The sequence below is a fragment of the Mucilaginibacter sp. genome (genome assembly GCF_028287845.1).
Classification (GTDB): domain Bacteria; phylum Bacteroidota; class Bacteroidia; order Sphingobacteriales; family Sphingobacteriaceae; genus Mucilaginibacter.
Genome location: NZ_JAQBOW010000144.1, coordinates 1 through 4,205, shown reverse-complemented (window position 1 = coordinate 4,205; position 4,205 = coordinate 1). Strand labels below are relative to the sequence as shown.

At 39.1% G+C, this 4,205-nt stretch carries 6 protein-coding genes; 2 read left to right on the top strand and 4 right to left on the bottom strand.

From position 1 onward, the window contains the following. Positions 1-70: 70 nt before the first annotated feature. Positions 71-784, bottom strand: coding sequence for an SAM-dependent methyltransferase (locus JWP71_RS14285; protein WP_299501243.1), 714 nt, complete (start codon positions 782-784; stop codon positions 71-73). Between the two features lie 55 nt (positions 785-839). Here JWP71_RS14285 and JWP71_RS14280 point away from each other — a divergent pair, with 55 nt between their 5' ends. Beyond that, positions 840-1,556 (top strand): hypothetical protein, encoded by a 717-nt coding sequence (locus tag JWP71_RS14280; protein ID WP_299501240.1) that lies wholly within the window; start codon positions 840-842, stop codon positions 1,554-1,556. 1 nt (position 1,557) lies between these two features. After that, positions 1,558-1,965: a PH domain-containing protein gene (locus JWP71_RS14275; RefSeq protein WP_299501238.1), complete on the top strand. Its 408-nt coding sequence runs from the start codon at positions 1,558-1,560 to the stop codon at positions 1,963-1,965. A gap of 7 nt (positions 1,966-1,972) precedes the next feature. Here the strand turns inward: JWP71_RS14275 and JWP71_RS14270 are convergent, their stop codons facing one another. The 3 genes from JWP71_RS14270 to JWP71_RS14260 form a co-directional block, all read right to left on the bottom strand. Further along, a complete protein-coding gene (locus tag JWP71_RS14270) occupies positions 1,973-2,656 on the bottom strand; it encodes an energy transducer TonB (RefSeq protein WP_299501236.1) in 684 nt (227 codons plus the stop codon). 312 nt (positions 2,657-2,968) lie between these two features. Then, on the bottom strand, positions 2,969-3,535 hold the full coding sequence (locus tag JWP71_RS14265; RefSeq protein WP_299501234.1) for a pentapeptide repeat-containing protein: 567 nt from the start codon (positions 3,533-3,535) through the stop codon (positions 2,969-2,971). A 128-nt stretch (positions 3,536-3,663) separates the two neighbouring features. Further along, a partial coding sequence (locus JWP71_RS14260; RefSeq protein WP_299501232.1) for a 2-oxo acid dehydrogenase subunit E2 occupies positions 3,664-4,205 on the bottom strand: 542 nt, incomplete at its 5' end.

Genomic DNA, 4,205 nt, shown 5'->3' with positions numbered 1-4,205 from the left:
CCGCCATCATCAATCCGGATGGACCTGCGCCAACAATTAAAACTTTGGTATGTTGCCGGGTAATTAACACTTATATAGAACGGGATATGATGAAAATAGTTGGCTTTTTATGCAGATCAGGTACCTGGGTTTGCCATTCGGCGATGGTTTTAGTTTGCACAAATTCATCTGTAGCGGTTAAATTACTGGCAATGCATAGCTTGGTTTTAGGATGTCCGCTTTTTAATATCTCTTCCAATAATGGATTATTACGAAACGGCGTTTCAATAAATATCTGGGTTTGATTTAAACGATCAGATAATCCTTCGAGTTCTCTAATGCGTTTGCTGCGTTCTGCTTTATCAATAGGTAAATATCCCTGGAAAGCAAAGCTCTGCCCGTTAAATCCTGATGCCATTAGTGCCAATAAAATAGAGCTTGGGCCTACCAACGGCACAACCTTAATTCCACGTTTATGCGCTTCGGCAACAATTTCGGCACCCGGATCGGCAATGCCCGGGCATCCGGCTTCGCTCATTAGCCCGGTATTTTTGCCAGACTGTAGTCCAACAAAAAAGCTTTTCAGGCTGCTGCCACGATTATGTTTGCCATAATCATACATAACCAATTCACTTTGCGGGGTTTTAAGTCCGGCTTCTTTTAAAAAGCGGCGGGCGGTTTTTTCGTTCTCAACAATATACTCTTTTATACTGTTTATGGTATCTACCAGGTAAGGGGTAAATGTTTTGGCCGCGGCTTCGTCAGCAAGCGGTACGGGTATTAAAAAAAGGGTTCCGTTAGGCATGTTGCAAAATTGCTCATTTTTGTTTAATTTAATAGGCATGTAAGGAGACGGATTTATGAAATCATTAGGCGTTAACTGGTTTATAGAAGGAACATTAGATTTTGAGTATAAAAAATACGTGTTGTTAGATTATCTGCAGGAAATAAACCGGCATTTTGACAAGAGCAAATTATACCCCAACCTAAGCGATTTGGTATTTCATTACAATAATCTCATCAGCTTTAAGCAAAATAAGGTGACGCTGCAAAACGCGTTTCCGCAACGGTTAACAGAGGCGGACATTGCTGCCGTAAAGCTCACTTACAAAAAAATTGTAGAAGATGATAACTCGATGCAGGAGATAGAGCAGATTATTACCTATGCTATGACCAAAATGAACCCGGCTATACAAACCGGCCACGAGATATATAATTTTGTAGAAAGCCGCCTCAATATTGACCCGGTTGGCATTATGCCGCTTCTTCCTTATGACGGCTATTTTTCTCTGCATAATGGCAAGGATAAAATCAACCTGCTATATGAGTACCATTTCACTATTTTTGAAGACAAGAACGATAAATACCGTGGCATAAACATTCAACTGATAGATACTTACGAACATAGCCTGATCAATACACCCGAAGCAATAAAATTGAACCTGATACGAAAAAACAAACACCTGCCCAACCCGGCGGTTTATTATGTGCACAGCGATATAACCTTCCCGCTCGAACAAACTTTATTACCTGTAGCTAAGCGTTGTTTGGTAAAATATATATCAGACGCAGCTTAAAATGATCTACAAATCAAAAATTGGACTGGTAATGTTTATACCGCTAACTATTGTTGGCGTGCTGGCTGTAATATTCGTGATTACACAAGCATGGGGTGGGTTGGCAATAATAATGGTGGCCGCACTTTTTATAATCCACATGCTGGCTACTACTTATTACACAATAACCGATAATGAGTTGCATGTACGAAGCGGATTTATAATAAATCAAACTATCGTTATCAATACTATTAAAAAAATAGCCACAACAAATAGTTTCTTAAGTTCGCCAGCACTATCCCTCGACAGGTTAGAGGTGTTTTATAACACCTATGACAGCGTAGTGATCTCGCCAAAAGATAAAGCCGGTTTTATTGCAAGCCTAAAAGCCGTTAATCCGCAAATAGAAGTGAGTGAAGTTGAAAGATGAGTAGATCTTAATGAAATTGAACTTTTACAGTAACCGCCTTAGGTTCGGCATTAGTTTCACCAATCCATTCGGGGCCGTCTTTTATAATTTCAATTGCTTTTTTACCAGCCGCGTCGCTCAGGTTCTTGGTTACTTTAAAATCATTTAGCTTTCCGTTATTGTTAACAGTAAATGATACTTCAACCGTTCCTGTTTTACCATCCGGGGATATCGCATTGTCATTAATATATTTTTCAAAAATTTCCCAGCCCGGTTGAGGGCCTGCTTTTTGCGTTGACTTTTTTTGAGTCGAATAGGTCATTACTAATGATTCGTCTAATGGCGTTGCATCCGTTTCATCCGTTATTTCAACGGATTTCTCAACAGGCAATTCGGGTACTATCTCCACAGTGGTAGTTACCGGTTTAGCCATTTTAGCTGATCTGATAATCTTTTTACGCGATGTTGGATGTTTGTGTAATGTTGTTGCATCCGAATCGCTCTTTTCAACTATAACCTTTTTATCAGCGCCACCCGGAGTTTGCGTAACACATGATGGCTGCGTTTGCGTTTTATCAGCCTGTACAATTTTTTGTTGTATTTTATGCGGCTGGCCATTAATAAATAAGCCTGCAGTAACCAACGCAACCAACATGGATACGGCAATCGCCGGCATCCGCCAGGAATTAACTTTTGTTTCTTTATTGCTCACTTCTTCTCTTTAGGCAAGTTTCCTGTTAGTAGAAAACTTATCGGGAAGTCAAAATTAATTTATTTTACGCAAATATGGAAATAGTATTTTTTATTGATCATAATATTGATTATAACAGTTTAAAAAATAGTTCGCCAGTGAAGTAAGCAAATGCAGCAATAAACCTATACGCGTTAAATATTATTACTGTACTGTCCCACGTACACGTGGATACACCTGGCACACTTGGGACACCTGGGACACCACAAATCACAATTATATGAAAATCAGCCTATTAAACAATTCCAAATAAAATCTAATCGCTAAACACGTTTATACTATTTTAATATTATACTTAGACAATAGCCCCGGCAGGCCATCTGTAGAAAAAATGGCTTTGTTGATATTGTTTAGTTCGGGGTCTAAAGTATAATTTAAGGCAGTGCTAAAGTTTACCGAAGAAAGATCAGTCTGGCTAAAAACAGTACCCGACAGATCGCTTTGATCAAACACAGAGCCCGCTATATTAGCCTGCGAAAAGGTTACTTCTTTCAAAGATGATTTTATAAAGTATGTTTTTAGCATCTTTTTACTCATAAACGAAGAGTAATCCAGCATGCTTGATTCAAACCTTACACTAAACAGAAAATCCTCGCATAGGCTAAAATTAACGCCCAGTATTTTACATTGTTTAAATACTACATTACTTAAGGTGCTGCGGCTCCACTTTATCATGGATAAATTGCAATTATCAAAAACACAGTCTATGAATTTGCACTGCATGAATTCGCTGTCAGACAGATCGCATTTTATAAACAGGCAGTTATTATACTCTGTCGCACGGGTTATTTTTTCGGCAAATGATACTTCTTCAAAAGTTTTATCGTCGTGGGTTTCCATTGGGATAAAGGTAAGGTATCTATAGGAATTGAGTAATTTGAATGATTGCAAATCATCTTAAACAAAAAAAAGCGACAGGCCAAAACCCATCGCTTTAAATCTTGATTCTTGAATCTTATTTCTTGAATCTATATTAACAGCCTAACCGGCTCTTCTAATAATGATTTAAGGGTTTGCAGGAAGGCTGCACCGCTTGCGCCATCAACCACACGGTGATCGCAGCTTAGGGTTACCTTCATGATATTACCCGGTACTACCGCGCCATTTTTAACTACCGGTACAGCTTGTATGCCACTAACAGCCAATATACAGGCATCAGGCGAGTTAATAATCGCGGTAAACTCGTCAACACCAAACATACCTAAGTTTGATATAGTGAACGTAGAGCCTTCCCAGTCTGCCGGTTGTAGTTTTTTAGCTTTTGCACGTTGTGCAAAGTCTTTAACCTCAACAGATATATGGCTCAATGATTTGCCATCAGCAAAACGGATAACCGGTACTAACAAGCCCTCATCAACCGCAACAGCAACACCAATATGGATGTGCTCATTGGTACGTATCTTATCGCCCAGCCATGATGAATTAATGGTTGGATGTTGCTTTAATGCAATAGCACAAGCTTTCAACACAAAATCATTAAATGATATTTTAACCGGGGCAACCTCGTTTA

Coding starts and splice junctions, on each gene's coding strand:
- JWP71_RS14285 (WP_299501243.1), bottom strand. CDS start 784: ATGCCTAACGGAACCCTTTTTTTAATACCCGTACCGCTTGCTGACGAA.
- JWP71_RS14280 (WP_299501240.1), top strand. CDS start 840: ATGAAATCATTAGGCGTTAACTGGTTTATAGAAGGAACATTAGATTTT.
- JWP71_RS14275 (WP_299501238.1), top strand. CDS start 1,558: ATGATCTACAAATCAAAAATTGGACTGGTAATGTTTATACCGCTAACT.
- JWP71_RS14265 (WP_299501234.1), bottom strand. CDS start 3,535: ATGGAAACCCACGACGATAAAACTTTTGAAGAAGTATCATTTGCCGAA.